At 75.0% G+C, this 19,122-nt stretch carries 17 protein-coding genes; 6 read left to right on the top strand and 11 right to left on the bottom strand.

Going from position 1 to position 19,122, the window contains the following annotated elements; all coding sequences use genetic code 11:
- Window positions 1-25 precede the first annotated feature (25 nt).
- From LN652_RS12410 to LN652_RS12420, 3 genes are read right to left on the bottom strand one after another with little or no spacing between them, the layout of a single operon-like run.
- Complete coding sequence (locus LN652_RS12410; RefSeq protein ID WP_230440942.1) at window positions 26-2,383, bottom strand: hypothetical protein; 2,358 nt, start codon at window positions 2,381-2,383, stop codon at window positions 26-28.
- Window positions 2,384-2,393: 10 nt separating this feature from the next.
- The gene (locus LN652_RS12415) at window positions 2,394-3,098 is read right to left on the bottom strand and encodes an ATP-binding cassette domain-containing protein (RefSeq protein ID WP_230440943.1); all 705 of its coding nucleotides are present in this window, start codon (window positions 3,096-3,098) and stop codon (window positions 2,394-2,396) included.
- The gene (locus tag LN652_RS12420) at window positions 3,095-3,982 is read right to left on the bottom strand and encodes an ABC transporter ATP-binding protein (protein WP_230440944.1); all 888 of its coding nucleotides are present in this window, start codon (window positions 3,980-3,982) and stop codon (window positions 3,095-3,097) included. Before LN652_RS12420 ends, LN652_RS12415 begins: the two co-directional genes overlap by 4 nt.
- Before the next feature lie 59 nt (window positions 3,983-4,041).
- Between LN652_RS12420 and LN652_RS12425 the strand changes: the two genes are divergently transcribed.
- The 5 genes from LN652_RS12425 to LN652_RS12445 are packed head-to-tail and all read left to right on the top strand — an operon-like array spanning window position 4,042 to window position 8,282.
- Window positions 4,042-4,692, top strand: a complete 651-nt coding sequence (locus LN652_RS12425; protein WP_230440945.1) for a response regulator transcription factor — start codon at window positions 4,042-4,044, stop codon at window positions 4,690-4,692.
- Window positions 4,693-4,752: 60 nt separating this feature from the next.
- Complete coding sequence (locus LN652_RS12430) at window positions 4,753-6,279, top strand: SDR family NAD(P)-dependent oxidoreductase (RefSeq protein WP_230440946.1); 1,527 nt, start codon at window positions 4,753-4,755, stop codon at window positions 6,277-6,279.
- 55 nt (window positions 6,280-6,334) lie between these two features.
- Entirely contained in the window at window positions 6,335-7,222 is an 888-nt protein-coding gene (locus LN652_RS12435; RefSeq protein ID WP_230440947.1) for a hypothetical protein, read from the top strand.
- 29 nt (window positions 7,223-7,251) lie between these two features.
- Window positions 7,252-7,890, top strand: a complete 639-nt coding sequence (locus LN652_RS12440) for a hypothetical protein (RefSeq protein ID WP_230440948.1) — start codon at window positions 7,252-7,254, stop codon at window positions 7,888-7,890.
- Window positions 7,887-8,282 carry a VOC family protein gene (locus LN652_RS12445; protein ID WP_230440949.1) on the top strand — a complete coding sequence of 132 codons (396 nt, stop codon included), beginning with the start codon at window positions 7,887-7,889 and terminating at the stop codon, window positions 8,280-8,282. Before LN652_RS12440 ends, LN652_RS12445 begins: the two co-directional genes overlap by 4 nt.
- 13 nt (window positions 8,283-8,295) lie before the next feature.
- On the opposite strand, the gene LN652_RS12450 is transcribed toward LN652_RS12445, so the two are convergent.
- The 8 genes from LN652_RS12450 to LN652_RS12485 form a co-directional block, all read right to left on the bottom strand.
- Window positions 8,296-9,486 carry a VWA domain-containing protein gene (locus LN652_RS12450; protein WP_230440950.1) on the bottom strand — a complete coding sequence of 397 codons (1,191 nt, stop codon included), beginning with the start codon at window positions 9,484-9,486 and terminating at the stop codon, window positions 8,296-8,298.
- Window positions 9,470-11,746, bottom strand: a complete 2,277-nt coding sequence (locus tag LN652_RS12455; protein ID WP_230440951.1) for a DUF5682 family protein — start codon at window positions 11,744-11,746, stop codon at window positions 9,470-9,472. Before LN652_RS12455 ends, LN652_RS12450 begins: the two co-directional genes overlap by 17 nt.
- A gap of 7 nt (window positions 11,747-11,753) precedes the next feature.
- Window positions 11,754-12,857, bottom strand: coding sequence for an ATP-binding protein (locus LN652_RS12460; RefSeq protein ID WP_230440952.1), 1,104 nt, complete (start codon window positions 12,855-12,857; stop codon window positions 11,754-11,756).
- On the bottom strand, window positions 12,854-15,628 hold the full coding sequence (locus LN652_RS12465; RefSeq protein ID WP_230440953.1) for an SWIM zinc finger family protein: 2,775 nt from the start codon (window positions 15,626-15,628) through the stop codon (window positions 12,854-12,856). The genes LN652_RS12460 and LN652_RS12465 overlap by 4 nt, the downstream gene beginning before the upstream one ends.
- 77 nt (window positions 15,629-15,705) lie before the next feature.
- Window positions 15,706-16,038: a hypothetical protein gene (locus tag LN652_RS12470; protein ID WP_230440954.1), complete on the bottom strand. Its 333-nt coding sequence runs from the start codon at window positions 16,036-16,038 to the stop codon at window positions 15,706-15,708.
- A 172-nt stretch (window positions 16,039-16,210) separates the two neighbouring features.
- Window positions 16,211-16,378, bottom strand: a complete 168-nt coding sequence (locus tag LN652_RS12475; protein WP_230440955.1) for a VOC family protein — start codon at window positions 16,376-16,378, stop codon at window positions 16,211-16,213.
- Window positions 16,379-16,413: 35 nt separating this feature from the next.
- Window positions 16,414-17,076 (bottom strand): CE1759 family FMN reductase, encoded by a 663-nt coding sequence (locus tag LN652_RS12480; protein ID WP_230440956.1) that lies wholly within the window; start codon window positions 17,074-17,076, stop codon window positions 16,414-16,416.
- Window positions 17,073-18,215 carry an LLM class flavin-dependent oxidoreductase gene (locus LN652_RS12485; protein ID WP_230440957.1) on the bottom strand — a complete coding sequence of 381 codons (1,143 nt, stop codon included), beginning with the start codon at window positions 18,213-18,215 and terminating at the stop codon, window positions 17,073-17,075. The genes LN652_RS12480 and LN652_RS12485 overlap by 4 nt, the downstream gene beginning before the upstream one ends.
- 122 nt (window positions 18,216-18,337) lie before the next feature.
- On the opposite strand from LN652_RS12485, the gene LN652_RS12490 reads away from it, so the two are divergent.
- Window positions 18,338-19,099 carry a hypothetical protein gene (locus tag LN652_RS12490; protein ID WP_230440958.1) on the top strand — a complete coding sequence of 254 codons (762 nt, stop codon included), beginning with the start codon at window positions 18,338-18,340 and terminating at the stop codon, window positions 19,097-19,099.
- Window positions 19,100-19,122 lie beyond the last annotated feature (23 nt).

Genomic DNA, 19,122 nt, shown 5'->3' on the forward strand with positions numbered 1-19,122 from the left:
AGGATGAGGACGTCGTGGGGTGAGGTCATCCCTCCTCCTCCCGCAGCAGGCTGGGTCGGGTGGTCGCGGCGCGCACCCCGCGGGCGCGGCCGCCGACCAGCACCACCGCGAGGGCCGCGACGACGGCCGGCACGACCAGCGGCCACGCGCGGGGCGCAGTGTCGAGGGGGATCGCGGCGACCGGGACGTCGAGCAGCGGCAGTCCGCCGAGCAGCAGGTCCACGGCGAGCCAGCCGCCCGCGACCACGGCGACCAGCACGATCGCGGTCAGCGCGGTGAGCTCGGCACGCCCGGCCCGGCGGGCGGTGCCCGAGGAGATGCCGACGACCCGCAGCGCCGCGACGTCGCGGCGGTAGTCGCGCACGTGCCGGGCGACGCCGGCGCCGAGCGCGAGCAGCGCGACGAGCGCGCAGGCGAGGGCGGTGAGGGCGTACGCCACGGCCTGGGCGCCGCCGTTGGCGTCGCTGAGGCTGGAGCGGACCGAGTCGCGGGTGCGCCAGGACGACCCGGTCGCCTCGGCGACGGCGTCGAGCATCGCCGACGGCGTGCCCTGCGCCGCGACGACCTGGACCTCGGCCGACGGGACGGTCGGTCCGGAGCCGATCGCGGAGGTGCGGATGTCGGACAGCGTCCCGACGCTGCCGACCAGCGGCAGGTTGTCGGCCTCCGCGAGCACCTCGGTGGTGCGGTCGTCGCCGCCGAGGTCGAGGGCCTGCGGCTGGTCCTCGCCGGCCGCCAGCACGGGAACGGCGGAGTCGCCGAGGTCGAGGCGGAGCTCGAGCGCCGCGTCCGGCAGCAGGGCTACCTGCAGGCCGTCGGGCCGGTTGACCACCAGCGGGTCCGGCGGTCGGTAGCCCGGGAAGAACCGGTTGGCCAGGGAGGCCTCGAGCGAGGCGGGGTCGGGGATCCACGGCTGGCCGACGAGGTCGACGTCGCCGACCGTCACGCCGCCCAGCAGCACCACGAAGTCGCGCCGGTCGAAGAACGACTGGTCGTCGCGGCCCAGGCCCAGGCCGGTCACCGTGCACCCGTCCACGCAGTCCGCGAGCCTGACCGAGCGGGTGACCGGGCTGCCGTCGGCCGTGACCCGGAAGGGCACCGTCGCGCTCCCGGAGGAGTTGGTCGAGGTGACGTAGCTGAACACCAGCTCGGCCGGCCCGCCGCCGGAGGTGGTCGTCTGGCCGCCACCCCCGACGAACCTCCGCGGTGGCGGCACCTCGATCCCGCTGGCGGTGACGGTGAGGCGCCTGCCGGAGACCTGGAGGGGCTCGGCGTCGCCGGCCAGCCGGTGGACGGCGGTGGACGCCGGGCCGGCGGGGGTGCCGTCGTAGAAGTCGCCGACGACGCCGTCCCAGCGGTCCGCGTCGACGTAGGCCCGGCGCTCGGCGAGGCGGGTCTCGTTGGGGACCGTGGCGGTGGCGATCAGGTGCTCGCCCTCGGGGTCGACGCGGTCGGTGAGGTCCGCGGCGCCCATCGCGCCGAGGTCCGTGGCGTCGATCGTGCGGACGCCGGGCACCTGCACGGCCGACTGCTCGCCGGTCCAGTCGTCGACCGCGACGGCGCCGGTGAGCGCGAGCGTGCCGACCACCGCGGCCGCGACCACGAGGCGTACGGGGGTGACGAGGTCGTCGGCACGGGCGAGGCGCCGGGCGGCGAGGAAGGCGCCGATCCCGCGCTTCTCGGTGGCGGGGGTGAGCCCGCGCGCGGCGACGCGGACGACCCAGATCGCGAGCTGGCCGAGGGCCAGACCGACGAGCGCGGGGCCGACGAGCACCACGAGGTCGGGCTCGCCGTCGGCCACGCGGCTGCGGTAGGCCGCGACGCCCGCGCCCACGAAGACCAGCACGCTCAGGAAGACCACGAGCGTGGTGGCACGCCGCGGACGGCGCCTGGTCGCGACCTGGACGGCGAGCGGCTCGCGCAGGGCCGCCGCGGCGGCGAGCGAGACGATGACCAGGCCGACGCCGGCGATGGCGAGGGTGGCGAGCAGCGCCCGCCGACCGATCGGATCGGCGGCCGCGTCGAGCCAGGTCGAGGTGGCGAGGACGGTGCCGGCGGCGCCGACGCCGAGGCCGAGCAGGGCGCCGAGGACGATCGCGAGCAGCGGCTCGACGAGCACGAAGCGCCACAGCCGCAGGCCGTGGATGCCGCGCAGCCTGGCCAGGCCGACCTCCTCGCGGCGCGCGGCGGCGAGCTCCGCGCCGAGGCTCGGGACCGACACGGCCCCGATCAGCAGCAGCGGCGCGGTCAGCCACGGCGAGGTGCCGGCGGCGACGGCGAACTGCAGCACCGTCACGGCACCGCCGACCACGACGAGGGTCATCAGCACCAGGGTCGTCAGGGCTCCCCGACGGCTCCAGGCGCCGCGCAGGACACGGCTCACGCGGGTGACCTCACTGCAGGACCCGGCCCTCGTCGAGGGCGATGTGCAGGTCGCAGGCCTCGACGACCGCCGGGTCGTGGGTCGCGACCACGACGACGGCGCCGCGGGCCGCCTCCTCGCGCAGCTCCTGCAGCACGACGGCGCGGTTGCCCTCGTCGAGCTCGGAGGTGGGCTCGTCGGCGAGCAGCACGGCCGCGCCGACCACGAAGCCGCGGGCGCAGGCGACGCGCTGCATCTGGCCGCCGGAGAGCTCCTCGACCTGCCGCTCGCCGAGGTCGGCGATGCCGAACCGGGCCAGCGCGGCCTCGGCGGCCTCGTCCGCGTCGGCCGGCGCGACGCCGCGGGCGCGCAAGGCGATGGAGACGTTCTCGCGCGCCGAGAGGATCGGGACCAGGCCGTAGACCTGGAGCACGAACGCGACCTCGGGCAGCGGGTCGCCGCCGCCGGTCCAGGTCTCGCGTCCGTCGAGCTCGGCCGTGCCGGACGTCGCCTGCAGCAGGCCACCGGCGATGGAGAGCAGCGTCGTCTTGCCCGAGCCGCTCGGGCCCGACAGCGCCGTGACCTTGCCGGCGGGGAACACCACGCTGACGTCGTCGAGCAGCGTGCGCCCGGCGACGTAGGTCACCGAGTCGAGGTGCAGGCCGGCGGCGGAGGCGTGGCGGCCGCTGAAGCCGCCCAGCGTGCCGGTGCCGGGCCCGGGTCCGGAGGTGCTCATGCGGGGTTCCCCTCGGTGCTGGCGCGGGTGACGACGATCCGGCCCTGCTCGTCGTCCTCGAAGCGCACGAGCGTGCCGGGCGGCCACTCGGCGGCGATGTGGCCAGGCAGGTGGAGCACGCCGTCCTCGCCGACGACGGCGTACTCCGAGCCGCCGTGGCCCTCGGCGCCGACCCGCCCGCCCTTCATCGTGACCGTGCGCGGGAACGTCGCCGCCACCTCGGGCTGGTGGGTCACCACCACGATCGTGGTGCCGAAGTCGTCGCCGAGGGAGTGGACGAGGTGGAGGACGTGGTCGCGGTCGGCGTGGCTGAGCTGGCTGGTGGGCTCGTCGGCGAGCAGCAGCCGCGGCGAGGTCGACACCGCGCAGGCGAGCGCGAGGCGCTGGCGCTGGCCGCCGGACATCGTGGAGACGACCTGGTCGGCCTGGTCGAGGAGCCCGACCCGGTCGAGCAGCTCGGTGTCGACGAGGGCGTCCGCGCGCTCGCGACCGCTCAGCGAGAGGCGGGCGAAGGCGATGTTCTGCCGCGCCGTGGCGTAGGGCAGCAGGTTGCGGGTCGAGCCCTGGAGCATCGTCGAGACCTGGCGCGAGCGGATCCGGGCGAGGAACCGCTCACCCATCCGGGAGATCTCCTCGTCGCCGAGGAAGATCCGTCCGGCGCTGGGGCGCTGGATGCCGCCGAGCAGCGCCAGGAGGGTCGACTTGCCCGAGCCGCTGGGACCGAGGAACGCGACGCGCTCGCCCGGTCGGATGGTGAGGTCGACGCCTCGCAGGGCGACCACGTCGTGGCCGCCGAAGGTCTTGTAGAGGTGGACGACGCCCTCGCAGCGGATGCCGAGCCCGCCCGTCCGGGTCTCCTCGACCACCGCCGTGCTGTCCTGCACGTCTCCCCCTTCGACTGAACAGAGGCAACAACATACATAAACCGCAGTACGTTGAGCGCATGGTCATCCGAGTCGCGCTCGTCAACGACGACGAGGTCGTCGTCCGCGGGCTCGACGCGATGCTGCGCAGCTACAGCAACCGCGTCGAGGTGGTCGAGCTCGTCGCAGGCAAACCGGTGTCGCAGCCGGTCGACGTGGCGCTCTACGACACCTTCGGGATGGGGCAGGGCAACGGCGACTCCGTGCGCCGGCTGGTGGAGAACCCGCAGGTGCGCCGGGTGGCGGTCTACACCTGGAACTTCCAGCCCTGGCTGACCCGCGAGACCCTCGACCGCGGCGTGCGCGGTTACCTGTCCAAGAGCCTGCCCGCCTCCCGCCTCGTCGAGGCCCTCGCCGCGATCTCCGCCGGACAGGTAGTGGTCTCGCCCTCGCGCGGACGCTCCGCGCTCGTGGGCGGCGACTGGCCCGGACGCGAGGAAGGCCTGACGGCGCGCGAGGCCGAGGTGATCTCGCTGATCACGATGGGACTGAGCAACCAGGAGATCGCCGACCGCACGCTCCTCTCGCTCAACTCCATCAAGTCCTACATCCGCTCGGCCTACCGCAAGATCGAGGTCGACTCCCGCTCCAAGGCGGTCCTCTGGGGGCTCGCGCACGGCATGCGCGCCGACCGGGTCCGGATCAACGGCTCGCCCGCGCGGGAGGCGTGACGGTCCTCCCAGCGATCCGCGGATGACCGCGGTTCCCCGGCACGCACCTACGCTTCTCCGGTGAACGAGCAGCAGGACCGCCCCGTCGCGGGCATCGATCCCGACAAGCTGGCGGTGGCCCTCGAGGTGCTGCGCGAGGTGGCGGACCTGCCGCCCGAGCACGACGACGTACGCACGATGAAGCGCGCCGCGTCGCACATGTACAAGCTGATCAAGAAGCAGCGCCGCGCCGAGATCCGCCAGGAGCGGCTCCAGCACGACCTCGCGATCATCGCCCGGACCGCGACCGGCTCTCCGATGCGGATCGACGACGAGACCGCCGGGATCCCGCTGGTCTCGACCGCGCCCGGCGCCTTCGCCGGCGAGCTGATCACCGCGCGCGGGTGCTACATCTGCAAGCAGGACTTCACCCTCGTCGACGCGTTCTACCACTGGCTGTGCCCGTCGTGCGCCGCGATGAGCCACGCCAAGCGCGACCAGCGCACCGACCTCACCGGCAAGCGGGCGCTGCTCACCGGGGGCCGGGCGAAGATCGGGATGTACATCGCGCTGCGGCTCCTGCGCGACGGCGCGCACACGACCATCACCACCCGCTTCCCGCACGACGCCGTGCGCCGGTTCGCCGCGATGGAGGACTCGGCCGACTGGCTGCACCGGCTCAAGGTCGTCGGCATCGACCTGCGCGACCCGACCCAGGTCATCTCGCTGACCGACGACGTCGCGGCCGACGGACCGCTCGACATCATCATCAACAACGCCTGCCAGACCGTGCGCCGGCTGCCGGGGGCGTACTCCCACCTCATCGACGGCGAGAACACCCCGCTGCCGACCGCCGACTCGCTCGGGGTGCCGGCGCTGCCCGAGATGGTCACCTTCGACCGGATCTCCGAGGCGCACCCGGCCGCGATCGCCGGCGCGCTGTCCGCCACCGCGGTCGCCCACCACGACGGCGAGTCGCCCGAGCACGCCCTGGCCGCCCACAACGCCGCGTCGCTGACCGCCCTCGCCCTCAAGGCGGGCGGCGCGTCGCTGGAGGCGCACCTCGCCGGCACGGCCATCGACGCGGGCGGGCTGATCCCCGACATCCAGGACAACAACTCGTGGACCCAGGTCCTCGACGAGGTCGACCCGCTGGAGCTCCTCGAGGTGCAGTTCTGCAACTCGATCGCCCCGTTCCTCATCAACTCCCGGCTGCGCCCGGCGATGCGCGCGGCGGTGCAGGCCGGCGCCCGTCGGGCCTACGTCGTCAACGTCTCCGCGATGGAGGGCCAGTTCGGCGGCCGCCGCTACAAGGGCGCCGGGCACCCGCACACCAACATGGCCAAGGCGGCGCTCAACATGATGACCCGCACCTCCGCGGGCGAGCTGTTCGAGACCGACCGCATCCTGATGACGGCCGTCGACACCGGCTGGATCACCGACGAGCGTCCGCACCACGAGAAGCTCCGGATCGCCGCCGAGGGCTGGCACGCGCCGCTCGACCTCGTCGACGGTGCGGCCCGGGTCTACGACCCGATCGTGCGCGGCGAGCAGGGCGAGGACGTCCACGGCTGCTTCCTCAAGGACTACCAGCCCGCGCCCTGGTGAGCGGGTCGAGCGATTCACCCCGCCCCGCGGCGCGGGCGTGCCTAGACTCCGCGCGGTGCGCACCCTGACCCTCACGGCCCTCGTCGCCGCCACGCTGCTGTCGCCCGTCGCCGCCCACGCGGCCGAGCCGACCGGCACCCTGCCCGCCGACGACTGGCGGGCCACGGCCTGCACCCAAGTCCCCGACCTCGGGCGGGACGGTCCGCCGCAGGGGGCCAAGGCCTCCGGCCCGTCGACCCTGGTGGCGAGCGACCGGGTCCCGGTCGAGGGCCTGCCCGGCGTGCTGGTCGGCGTCGACCGGCTCGACTTCTCCGGCGTCGCCTGCGAGGTGTTCTACGTCGACGGCCGGCTGCCACGCGACGCCGTCATCGACGTCACGCGCAACGAGTGGTGCGCGTCGTTCACCGACACGCTCGACGGCGCGGAGCAGGGCGACGGCCAGATGTGCTCGTCCACCGGCAGCCCGTCGCGGCTCTACAGGAACTCGTGGGTGGACGCCCCGCGGGACACCCTGGCGCTGGCCGTGACGCCGTTCGACCCCCACTCGTCCGAGGTCGTGGAGGCCGGCCGGGGATACCCACGGAGCTGGGTCGGCCGGACGCTCGCCACCGACCACACGGGCTCGACGTGGAACGTGCACCTCTCGGGCACCACGGGGCGGCGCCACGACTTCGACCGCTCGCGCGCGACCGACCGCGCGGCGCGCGAGGCGTACGCCCGGAAGGTCGCCCGCATCACGCGTGCCTTCGAGGAGCGCAAGGCCGAGATCGACGCGAGCCACCGCTCGCTGGGCTGGAAGATGTTCGAGACCCAGGAGGCCCGCAAGGAGCGTCGCGACGCGGTCGCCTCTGCGCACCGGGTGCGGCACCTGGCCCTCCGCGGAGTCCGGCTCGTCGTCCGGGACTTCGACGCCACGGTGAAGGGCACCCTGCCGCCGGCCTGAGCACCGCGTCGACTGGTTGACTCCACCCCATGAGCGAGCCGGAGAGCATCGAGGACTTCTACGCCCGGGTCGCGGCGGCGACGGACGACGAGGGCCGGCTGCCGGTCGCGATCGAGGCGATGCCGGGCTGGGACATCTTCCCGTTCGAGCTCGACGGGCTGCGGGTCAAGCCGCTCGAGCCGCTGGCCGACGTCGAGGCCGACCGGCGCGGCGAGGACCCGGCCGACTGCCCGTGCGCCTCGCCCGCGACGCCCGAGCAGGAGGCGCGGACCGTGTGGAGCAACGAGCGCTGGGTCGTCTCCGACGCCGGGATGAAGCTGCCGGTCACGCTGATCCTCAAGCCGCGCGCCCACCACGACCTCGCCGACCTGCCCGACGACCTCGCCTCCGAGATGGGCCGGCTGATGGTGGCGATCAGCGCCGCCGTCGAGAGCCTGCCGAGCGTGGGCCGCTGCCACGTCGGGCGCTACGGCGACGGCGGCGCCCACCTGCACCCGTTCTTCTTCGGCCGCCCGACCCGGATGCCGCAGCTGCGCGGCTCCTGCGTCCTGGACTGGGAGGAGAACCTCCCCGACCTGCCCGACGACGCACGCCTCGCGAACGCCGGGTTCGTGGGCCGCGCGCTCGTCGAGCGGCTCGGCGGATCTGGTCCCGCCTGGGAGGCGTGAGCGTGCACCCCGGAGGTCATCGCGGCTCGAGCAGCCCGATCCAGCGCATCGTCGGTCAGGTGTTCATCCCGGTGCGCGACATGTCTGCGTCGATCCGGTGGTACGCCGACCTGCTCGGCTTCGAGCCGGTCGGGAGCAGCCACGGCGGCACCATCTCCGACATCCCGACCGACGGCCCGACCCGGCTCGCCCTCGACGCGAACCGCGACGACTTCGACACCACGGGTCCGCCGCGCTTCTTCTTCTGGACCGAGGACATGGAGGCGACCCTGCGCCACCTCCGTGACCTCGAGGTCACGGTGACGAGCGACGTGGAGGACATCGGGAGCGTCGCGTTCGTCCAGTTCGAGGACCCGGACGGCAACCCGCTGATGGTCTGCCAGCGCCGCTGACCCGCCCGCCCGGTCAGGCCGGGCGGGTCGTCTCGTGGGTGGTGACCACGTCGTGGGCGGCGGCCCACTCGCCGATGTCGCGCTTCTCGATCGCGGCGGCCATCAGGTCCGGGAACAGGTCGGGCGTGCAGGCGAACGACGGCACCCCGACCTCGGCGAGCGCCGCGGCGTGGTCGGCGTCGAAGGACGGCTGGCCGGAGTCGCTGAGTGCGAGCAGGGCGATCATCGTCGCGCCCGACTCCACGATCGAGCGCGCGCGGCGCACCATCTCCTCGGCGATGCCGCCCTCGTAGAGGTCGCTGATCAGGACGACCACGGTGTCGGCCGGCGCCGTGATCCGGTCCTGGCAGTAGGCGATGGCCCGGTTGATGTCGGTGCCCCCGCCGAGCTGGACCCCGAACAGCACGTCGACGGGGTCGTCGATCTCGTCGGTGAGGTCGACGACCTCGGTGTCGAAGACGACGAGCCGGGTGCTGACCGAGCGGATGGAGGCCAGGACCGCGCCGAAGACCGAGCTGTACACGATCGACTCGGCCATCGAGCCGGACTGGTCGATGCACAGCACGATCTCCCGCTCGACCTGCGTCGAGCGCCGGGCGTAGCCCACCAGCCGCTCGGGCACCACCGTGCGGTGCTCGGGCAGGTAGTGCTTGAGGTTGGCGGCGACCGTACGCCGCCAGTCGACGTCGCGCAGGCGCGGGCGGCGGGTGCGCGCGGAGCGGTCGAGCGCCCCCGTGACCGCCTGCACGGTGCGCTGGCGCAGTCGCTCCTCGAGCTCGTCGGTGACCTGGCGGACGACGGCGCGCGCCGTGTCGCGGGAGTGCTCGGGGATCACGCGACCCAGCCCGATCAGGGTGCTGACGAGCGCGATGTCGGGCTGCACGGCGCGCATGGTCTCGGGCTCGAGCAGCATCTGGCGCAGCCCCAGGCGCTGCATCGCGTCGCCCTGCATCACCTGCACGACCGAGGACGGGAAGTAGGTCCTGATGTCGCCGAGCCACCGCGAGACCCGCGGCGAGGACCCGCCGAGACCCCCGCGCCGCCCTCCGTCGTAGAGCGCGGCGAGCGCACCGTCGCGCCGGGTGTCGTCCTCGCCGAGGCCGATCGCCGCGCCGTCGGCCCGGGTGAGCCCGTCGGCCTCGTCGCCGCCGAGGACCAGGCGCCACCGCGTCAACCGGTCGCGTCCCTCAGGCTGCTCCGTCATGCTCCACCACCTCCCACCCCACGAGCCGCGCGACCGCCCGCAGCGCCGGTGCGGCCTGCTCCAGGTCGGGGCCGCCGGCGGTCGCGCCGCTCGCGGCGTCGGACCGGCCCAGGCGGGACAGCTGCTCGCCGATGGTGCGGCGCTCCGGGGCGCTGAACGCGGAGAAGGTCCGCCGGACGAGCGGGAGCAGGTCCTCGAAGACCTGCTCGTCGAGCTCGGCCACCCACGTGTCGACGAGCCCGAGGAGCGTGTCGTCGTGGACCAGCAGCACGGCGTCGCCGGCCAGGAAGCCGTCGAGCCACGCCGCTGCCTGGATCGCGGGTGCGGCGAGCGAGAGCCGCCGGCCCATCCGGGTGGCGGCGTCGGCGGAGTCGAGCCGCCCCCCGTCGAGCAGGATGCGGGTCGCGCGACCGGCGACCCCGCCGGCGACGTGGTCGGGCGTCGAGACGGACTCCAGGGCCGCGGCCCACGCGTCGTCCAGCCCGGGGTCGGCGAGCAGGGACAGCCCGCGCTGGGCGGCCGCGACCGCCGTCACCATCTCGGCCGCCGCGCCCTCGTCCAGGCTCGCGCAGGCCATCGGCAGGCCGACGCAGGCGCGGACGACGGTCGCGGCCAGCACGCGGCGCACGCGGTCGGTGTCGACGCCGCGCACGTCGCCGTAGCGGCAGGTGCGGGCCAGTGGTTCGACGGTCGAGAGCAGCGCCGGTACGTCGTGCTGCGCGGCGGCGCGGGCGTCCAGCGCGTCGAGGACCGCCTCGACCCCGTCGGGGAGGTCGGCCGTCAGGCAGGTGCTGACCAGCCCGGCCAGCTCGGCGAGGTCGCCCGAGCGCGTCGCGCGGTCCGCCGCCCGGGCCGCCGCGGCCGCGGCCACGGTCGTGCCCCAGACACCCGCCTCGACGAGGTCGACCGCGAGCTCGGGCCGCCACTCCAGCGTCCAGCTCTCCCGGAAGGTGCCGGTGGTGCGTCCCGTGTCGGCGGGCTCGCCCCAGGCCACGCCGAGCAGCCGGAGGCGGTGGAGCAGGACCGACCGGGCGAGCTGGCTCTCGCGCCTCAGGTCGAGGTCGAGCTGCTGGACCGTCGCCGACGGCTTCAGGCGCAGGGTGCGCTGCTGGCGCGCGAGGTCGGCCGCGAGCGGCACGAGCGGCGCCGAATCCGGCACCGACCCGAGCTGTTCGCCGACCACGAGGCGCTGGTGGACGAGGTCGAGCGGGAGCCGCGAGCCCTCGCAGAGCACGCTCTGCGCGGCGTCGTCGAGCTCGCTCAGCCCGACGGAGGGCCGACCGCGCACCGTGGCGAGGGTCTCGGCGAGGCGCGCGGCCTCGACCACGGAGGCGGTCGAGGCGTCGAGCCGTTCCTCGCGCAGCGTCCGCGCCACGCGCACCAGCCAGGACGTCGCGAGGTCGCGGGGGTCCGGGTCGGGCCGGCTCAGGTGCTCGAAGAGGTGCTGGTACCACCCGGGCGCGGCGACGCCCGCGCCGTAGCCCGAGGCGTAGCCCAGCCGCGCGGCGGTCCACGGCGTCCAGGCCGCGGCCACCTTGGTGCGGGGCAGCCCCTTCACCAGGTCGGTGTCGCGGCTGGCGGGCGGGAAGGAACCCGGCTCCAGCACCGGTGCGTGCCAGGCGCCGCACACCACCGCGATCCGCGCCTCGGGCGCTGCCCTGACCTCGGCGCGCAGCACCTTGCGCATCCACTGCTCGCGTCGCGCGTTGCGGCGTACGTCGGGGTCGTCGGCGGGGCGGTCGTCGGCGTCACGGACCGCAGCCATGGCCGCGCTGATCGCCGCGAATCGCTGGGCCGGCGAGTCGTGGCGCTGCTCGACCGCGTCCTCCCACCAGCGCTCGGCGTCGTCGTAGCCCGCGGTCGCGGCGAGCGTGCCGATCGGGTCGAGCCGGGCGGCCGGGACGCTCGGCGCGGGATCGGTCCCGGCCTCCTCCTGCTGCTCGAGCGCGAACGCGTGGGCCGCGGGCAGGTCGAGGAACCGGACCGGGACGCCCCTCCCGAGCGCCCAGCGGGCCGCGACCCACTCGGGCGAGAAGTGCGCGAGGGGGTAGAACACGGCCCGTCGCGGCTCGTCGGCGGCGTGGACGAGCGCCGCGACCGGCGGCACCATGTCGGGCTCCCCGAGCAGGTCGACGATCGCGTCGAGCTCGGGACAGCCCTCGATCAGCACCAGGTCGGGCGGCCGCTCCTCGAGGGCGGCGCGCACGGCCCGGGCCGAGCCGGGGCCGTGGTGGCGTACGCCGTAGACGTCGACGGGCACGGCGGGCTCAGCCGAGGTCCCGGCAGGCGCGGTAGAGGTCGCTCCACTCCTTGCGGTTGCGCACCACCGTCTCGAGGTACTCCTGCCACACCAGCCGGTCCTGCACCGGGTCCTTGACGACCGCGCCGAGCAGGCTGCCCGCGACGTCCTCCGCGCGGACCGTGCCGTCACCGAAGTGGGCGGCGAGCGCGAGCCCGTTGGTCATCACCGAGATCGCTTCGGCGGTGGACAGGGTGGCGCTCGGCGACTTGATGGTGGTGCGCTGGTCGGTGGTCACGCCGCTGCGCAGCTCGCGCATCACGGTGACGACGCGCTCGATCTCCGAGAGCGACGCGAGATCGGCCGGCAGCTCGAGCGAGGCGCCGAGGGCGGTGACCCGGGTGCGGACGATCTCGACCTCCTGCTCGAGCGAGTCCGGCAGCGGCAGCACGACGGTGTTGAACCGGCGGCGCAGGGCCGACGACAGGTCGTTGACGCCCTTGTCGCGGTTGTTGGCGGTCGCGATCAGGTTGAACCCCGGGCGCGCCTGCACCTCCTCGTCGAGCTCGGGCACCGGCAGCGTCTTCTCCGACAGGATGCTGATGAGCGAGTCCTGCACGTCGGAGGGGATCCGGGTGAGCTCCTCGACGCGGGCGATCGCGCCCGCCTCCATCGCGCGCATCACCGGACCCGCGACGAGCGCGTCGCGCGAGGGCCCCTCGGCCAGCAGCCGGGCGTAGTTCCAGCCGTAGCGCAGGGCCTCCTCCTGGGTGCCGGCCGTGCCCTGCACGACGAGCGTGGACCGGCCGCTGATCGCGGCGGCCAGGTGCTCGGCCAGCCAGGACTTGGCGGTGCCGGGGACGCCGAGCAGCAGCAGGGCGCGGTCGGTGGCGAGCGAGGAGACGGCGACCTCGACGAGCCGGCGCTGGCCGACGTACTTCGGGGTGATCACGGTCCCGTCGCGCAGCTCGCCGCCGAGGACGTAGGTCGCGACGGCCCACGGCGAGAGCTGCCACGAGGGAGGTCGCGGCCGGTCGTCGACCGCGGCGAGGGCAGCCAGCTCGTCGGCGTGGGCGACCTCGGCGTGCTGGCGCAGCACGTCGGGCGCGGGCGTGGTGGTCGTGGCGGTCATCTGAAGGCCTCCGTCAGGGATGTGCGGAACGCGTGGAGCTGAAGGGTCTCGGTGAGGGCGCGGCGCAGGTGGGCCGAGTCGTCGGGCAGGCGGGACAGCGCCGCCTCGATCTCCGGCGCCAGCGACGCGCCGAGCGCGACGGGCAGCAGCGGCGCGGCGGCGTGGCCCAGGGCGCGGTCGGCGGTGTCGCCCTGGATGCGGCGGAGCACGGCGCGGCCGAGGTCGTCGGGCCAGGGCCGCGGGGCCTCGGTGAGCAGGCCGCGCAGGTCGCGGCCGGCGGGGCGCTCCACCCACTCGGCGAGCAGCCGCGCGCGCCGGTCGTCGGGCAGCAGCCAGACCAGACGCTGGTCGCGGACGCCGTGGTCGACGCAGGCCACCGCCCACTCCGTGTCGCGGCGCTCGACGACCGCCTCGACGATCCAGCCGAGCACGTCGGCGTCGCGGACCATCGAGAGGGTGGCGGCCGGACCACGGCCGGTGACGTCGGTCCAGGTGGACAGCGGCGCGCCCCGCACGACCTGGGCGAGCCACGCCGTCGGTGTCACGCCGGCGCCCGGCGGCGTCAGGCCGTCGCGCACCGCCGCGTCGTCGGGGGCGTCCGGGACGTCGACCTCGAGGTGGCGGGCGAGGATGCCCCTGACCTGCACGAGCCGCCGCAGCCGCTCGGCCATGCGGGTCGCGCGGGCGCTGCCGGGCAGCCGGTCGAGCATCGCGGCTCCCGCCTCCCGCACCGTCTTCGCGCGGTCGTCGAGCGCCCGCTCGAGCAGCGGCTCGTCGGCGGCGGAGAGGCCGGGGCCCAGCGCGCGCAGCGCGTCGGCGCGGACCTTCGCGGACGCGGTCGTCCAGTGCTCGTCGAGCAGGTCGCGCGCCCGGGCGGGGTCGGTGCGGCGGCCGAGGGCGAACGCGGCCGCGGCGGCGGTGCCCGTCATCGTCGGCCAGTCCTCGGCCCAGTCGTCGCCGTCGGAGGGGGCTGGGGCCGCGTCGCCGTCGGCGAGCACCCCGGCCCACGCCTCGTTGAGGGAGGCGAGCCAGCGGCCGCGCTCGCCGAGCACGCCGCCGAGCGACGCGACCACCCGGCGCCGCCCGACCGCGAGGTCGAGCAGGGCTGGCAGCAGCGACCACGGCACCCGCTGGCCGGCGCGGTCGGCGAGTCGCAGCCACTCCGCGAGCAGCTCGTCGCGCGAGCCCTGGGAGACCGGCGGCTGGGTGAGGAGCAGCGCGAGCAGCTGGCGTGCGCGGTCGGACGGCGGCGGCCGGACCTCCTCGTCGGCCGGCCGGAGCGGGTCGACGGGGGGCGGCAGCGGGGTGCCGGCCCGGGAGAGCGCGTCCACCACGGCAGCGCTGGCCAGCATCCGGTGCTCGGCGGGCCCTGCGCCCGCGCGGAGCCCGAGGGCACCCGGCACCTCGGGCGTGTCGCGCCGGGAGGTGCCCACGAGGGCGGCGGTGGCCACGTCGGCCACCCAGCGCTCGGCCCGGCTCACAGGCCCACCACCTGGTCGTCCAGCCACACCGCGAGCGGGCGGAAGGCGCCCGCCTCGACCTCGCCGAACACGTCGACGGGCGCGCCGCCGCCCAGCGCCAGCAGGGTCCACACGGCCGCGCCGTCGGCGAGGGGCATCGACCCGGTCGCGTCGCCGACGCGCCACTCCTCCCCGTCGCGCGCCACGGTGAGGCCAGCGACGGCGGCCGGGTGGAGGTCGCGCCACGGGGTGCGGCCGAGGCGCTCGGCCGCCGCCGCGTGCACCGCGGCGAGGGTGGTCCGACCGGAGGCCGGTGACCGCACCGCGCCCGTCGGCGGGTCGCGGAAGAGCGCGCGCCGCGGCGCCGAGCCGGGGTAGCGCGAGACGACGACGTCGAGGCGCGCCGCTGAGCTGCGGGACCGCGAGGGCCTGGCCGTAGCCGGCGAAGTCGAGCACCGCGACGACCTCGCCGTCGTCGTGGGCCAGCCAGGTGCGCTGCTGCTGGACCCGGCCGTCGTCGGTGCGGACCGCGCCGAGCACCGTCCAGGGTCCGGGCCGGTCGTCGCCGTCGCGCACGTCCTCGCTGGACTGGGCCCAGCCGACCGTGACCCGGACGTCCGCCAGCGCCACCTCGTCGAGCTGCTCGCGCGCCTGCCACGCGCAGGTCACGGACCACCACCGGCCCACCTCGGCGAGGAGGTACGCCGCCCACTCGCGGCGCGCGTGCACCTGCGACCCCGCCTCGCGTACGCGCTCGGCGAGCGCGGGCAGCTGGGCGTCGACCAGTCGCGCGGCAGCGGTGTCCCAGAAGGAGTACGGCTGGGTGCGGGCGGCCGCGAGGCCGCCGCGGACCAGGTCCGCGAGCCAGAGCCGGAAGTCCTCGACGCCGGCGTCCATCCGCTCGAGGCGCTGCTCGAGGCGCCTGGCCCGGGCCGCCGGGTCGGGCGCAGCCTCGGTCGCCGCGCGGGCCGGCCCGGCAGCGCGCTCGGCGCGCTGGGTCGCCCACTCCTCGGCGAACGCCGCGATCTGTCCCGACTCGTCGATGACCCCCTCGGACCACAGCATCAGCAGCGCGAGCGCGTGCTTGCACGGGAACTTCCGGCTGGGGCACGAGCACCGGTAGGCGGGGCCGACGAGGTCGACGCTGACCTGGTAGGGCGTCTTGCCGCTGCCCTGGCACTGGCCCCAGACCAGCACGTCGCTGCAGCCGGTCTCGCGCCAGGGACCGGGCCTGGCGAGCTTGCGCGCGGCCGTCAGCGAGGACGCGTCGGGCGCGACCTCCGTCACCTGGCTGGCGCTCCAACGGGTCATGGCGCGGTCATCACACCACGGAGCACCGACGCCGCGGGACGGAATCCCGGAGCGGCCGGGAGGTCAGTCGCGGGCCCTCAGCCGCAGTCGCCGCCCCCGCCACCGCAGTCGCCGCCGCCCGAGCCGACCGCGCCGCCGGAGCCGATGCCCACCCACGCGGCGGTGGTCATGCCCGCCCCGGGCCTGCGACGGACGTCGGGGTTGCCGGGCACGAGGATCGCGTCGAGGACAGCGGCCAGGACGCCGAACGCGACCAGGCCGGTGAACAGCGTCATCACGACGCCGACCCGGCCACCCCCGGTCGCCAGGACGGTCGCCACCGCGACCGCCACCGCGACCGCGACGGTCCCGAGCAGGACGAGCCACGCCGTGCGGGCGTGGGGCGCGAGTCGCTTCGTCAGGGTGCGCATGGCTCAGTATGGCCCCGCCGGCCGCCCACCGCCAGAGGTTCGCCCCGTCACGACGTCAGGGGACCCGTGATGACCCGGCGTGTGCCGCCACCCGCGACGCGGAGCGCCCTGTTGCGGCACACGACGTGCCAGGTCAGAGCGCACCCCGCACCGGGTCCCGACCCACGACGTGTCAGGAACCGGCGCCGGCGATGTTGACCAGCCAGCCGATCCCGAACCGGTCGGTGAGCATCCCGAACTCGTCGCCCCACGGCGCCGCCTCGAGCGGCTGGCGTACCTCGCCGCCCTCGGCGACGCGAGCGGAACCTCGGTGCCCATGTCGCCGGGTGGTCCCGCCCACGCCAGGACGGACCACCGACGGCGGGAAGGGGCTCGTCAGTCCGTGCCGGAGTGACCGCGCAGCAGGTCGCCGAACGGTGTCACGTCGGTCTCGACCCGCGTGCCGGAGGAGCGCCGCGGGCGCGCGGCCAGGTCGGGCGCGAACCCGCCCACGGCGTACGCCCCCTGGCTCAGCACCGCGGCGGCGAGCTCGGCGGCCGCGCGGGTGATCCGGTCGGCGAGGCCGTGGCTGCCGAAGTCCTCCGTCGCGGCGAAGACGCCGGTGGGGACGACGACCGCGCGGAGGTAGGCGAAGAGCGGGCGCATGGCGTGGTCGAGGACCAGCTGGTGGCGCGCGCTGCCGGCGGTCGCCGCGACCAGCACCGGCGTGCCGGTGAGCGCGTCGGGGTCGAGGGCGTCGAAGAACATCTTGAACAGCCCGCTGAAGCTGGCGCTGAAGACCGGGGTCACGGCGATCAGCCCGTCGGCCGACGCCACCTGCTCGCGCAGGCCAGTCAGCCGCGGGGTGGGCACGCCCCCGGTCACCATGAAGGAGGCGAGCTCGCCGGCCACCTCGCGCAGCTCGACGAACTCGAGGTCGACCGCCTCGCCGCGCGCGGTGACCTGCGCGGAGGTGGCCTCGGCGAGCTGGTCGGCGAGCAGCCGGGTGGACGACGGGACGGTCAGTCCCGCCGTCACCACGACGATGCGACGGCTCATGCCTGCGCCGCCGCGAGCTCCTCGGCGCGTGCCCGGGCGGGCTCGACGAGGTGGTGCGGCGCCTCGGGCCCGGCGGCCACCAGCGAGGCGTGGGTGGGCGGGTCGCTCGGCACGTGGGCCGGGCGGCGACGCTCGAACTCCGCACGGAGCACGGGCACGACCTCGGTGCCGAGCATCTCGACCTGCTCGAGCACGAGCGACGTCGGGAGGCCCGCGTGGTCGACGAGGAACAGCTGGCGCTGGTAGTCACCCACGTAGTCGGCGAACCCGAGCGTGCGCTCGATGACCTGCTCGACGGTGCCGACGGTCAGCGGGGTCATCTGCGAGAAGTCCTCGAGCGACGGCCCGTGGCCGTAGACCGGGGCGTTGTCGAAGTAGGGACGGAAGACCCGCTTGGCCTCGGCCTCGCTGCCGGCCATGAAGACCTGCCCGCCGAGGCCGACGTACGCCTGGTCGGCGGCGCCGTGGCCGTAGTGCTCGAAGCGCTGGCGGTAGAGCTTCACCATCGCCTCGGTGTGCTCCTTGTTCCAGAAGATGTGGTTGTGGAAGAAGCCGTCGCCGTAGTAGGCCGCCTGCTCGGCGATCTCGGTGCTGCGGATCGAGCCGTGCCACACGAACGGCGGCGTGCCGTCGAGCGGCGCGGGCGTCGAGGTGTAGCCCTGCAGCGGGGTGCGGAACTGGCCCTGCCAGTTGACGACGGGCTCGCGCCAGAGCGTGCGCAGCAGGTGGTAGTTCTCGACCGCGAGCTTGATGCCGTCGCGGATGTCCTTGCCGAACCACGGGTAGACCGGGCCGGTGTTGCCACGGCCCATCATCAGGTCGACGCGGCCGCCGGAGAGGTGCTGGAGGAAGGCGTAGTCCTCCGCGATCTTCACCGGGTCGTTGGTCGTGATGAGCGTGGTGCTCGTCGAGAGCAGCAGCTTCTCGGTCTTCGCCGCGATGTAGCCGAGGTGGGTGGTCGGCGAGGAGACGACGAACGGCGGGTTGTGGTGCTCGCCGGTCGCGAAGACGTCGAGGCCGACCTCCTCGGCCTTGAGCGCGAGCTGCGTCATCGAGGCGATCCGCTCGGCCTCGGACGGCGTGCGCCCGGTGGTCGGGTCCGTGGTGACGTCACCGACGCTGAAGATGCCGAACTGCATGGTGTCCTCTTCCCAGGTCAACTGTTGGTTGAAGTTTCTACGACCTCCAACGGGGCAGATGCCCCCAGTATTCCGTGCGTTCCGCGCACCCGGGTGCTCGTCCCGACCTAGGCTCCGCTGCCATGCGTGCCGCGACCCTCTCGACCCTGACCGCCGCCACCGCCCTGGCCGTCCTCGCGCCCCTCGCCCCGGCCGCTGCCGGCGCCACGGCGCCCAACGACGCGCTGGCCGAGACCTGCCGCGTCGCCGACGCCGCGGACGTCGCCTCCGGGGCCGCCACGGCGACGACGGTGCTGCGTGAGCGACTGCGCCGGCTCGGCTCGCTGGAGGTGACGGGCGTCCGGCTCACCTACGCCAACGGCGCGCGCTGCGACGTGGTGACCGTGGACGGCCGGCTGCCGTTCGGCCACGACATGAAGGGCTACGACGCCGAGCTGTCGGAGCGGGGCACGCTCGCCGTCGCCGGGACAACCCGGGACGAGACCGAGCACCAGGGCATCGGCCGGAGCACGCGGAGCAGCAGCCCGTTCCACGGATTCGACGACGAGGTGCTCGGCGCCGTCGTCTACGTCCCGGTCGAGTCGGGCACGATGCCCCCGCTCCCCGGCATCCCGCCCGAGTGGCAGCTCCAGCCCTACACGTTCACCCACACCAGCACCACCGCCTCGCTGACGCTGCGGCTCCGCAAGGGCGTGGAGAAGCGCTTCACCGTCACGCCCGCCACCCGCGCCGCCGCCGCGCGCCGGCTCGAGCGCGACCTGGCCCTCGCGAGCACGGCTGCGGACCGACGCGACGCCCGCCGGACCTACCGCCTGGCCCTCGACGGCGTACGCCTGGTGATGAAGCCGTTCCGCGCGAGCTGGAGCGGCGAGCTCCCCGGCTGAGCCGCACCGCGGGCACGAGAGCG

This window comes from Nocardioides okcheonensis (assembly GCF_020991065.1).
Lineage (GTDB): Bacteria > Actinomycetota > Actinomycetes > Propionibacteriales > Nocardioidaceae > Nocardioides > Nocardioides okcheonensis.

Bases quoted from the DNA above. Each gene is read 5' to 3' on its own strand.
- LN652_RS12415 (WP_230440943.1), bottom strand. From the start codon at position 3,098: ATGAGCACCTCCGGACCCGGGCCCGGCACCGGCACGCTGGGCGGCTTC.
- LN652_RS12425 (WP_230440945.1), top strand. From the start codon at position 4,042: ATGGTCATCCGAGTCGCGCTCGTCAACGACGACGAGGTCGTCGTCCGC.
- LN652_RS12440 (WP_230440948.1), top strand. From the start codon at position 7,252: ATGAGCGAGCCGGAGAGCATCGAGGACTTCTACGCCCGGGTCGCGGCG.
- LN652_RS12450 (WP_230440950.1), bottom strand. From the start codon at position 9,486: ATGACGGAGCAGCCTGAGGGACGCGACCGGTTGACGCGGTGGCGCCTG.
- LN652_RS12460 (WP_230440952.1), bottom strand. From the start codon at position 12,857: ATGACCGCCACGACCACCACGCCCGCGCCCGACGTGCTGCGCCAGCAC.
- LN652_RS12465 (WP_230440953.1), bottom strand. From the start codon at position 15,628: ATGACCCGTTGGAGCGCCAGCCAGGTGACGGAGGTCGCGCCCGACGCG.
- LN652_RS12470 (WP_230440954.1), bottom strand. From the start codon at position 16,038: ATGCGCACCCTGACGAAGCGACTCGCGCCCCACGCCCGCACGGCGTGG.
- LN652_RS12480 (WP_230440956.1), bottom strand. From the start codon at position 17,076: ATGAGCCGTCGCATCGTCGTGGTGACGGCGGGACTGACCGTCCCGTCG.
- LN652_RS12485 (WP_230440957.1), bottom strand. From the start codon at position 18,215: ATGCAGTTCGGCATCTTCAGCGTCGGTGACGTCACCACGGACCCGACC.
- LN652_RS12490 (WP_230440958.1), top strand. From the start codon at position 18,338: ATGCGTGCCGCGACCCTCTCGACCCTGACCGCCGCCACCGCCCTGGCC.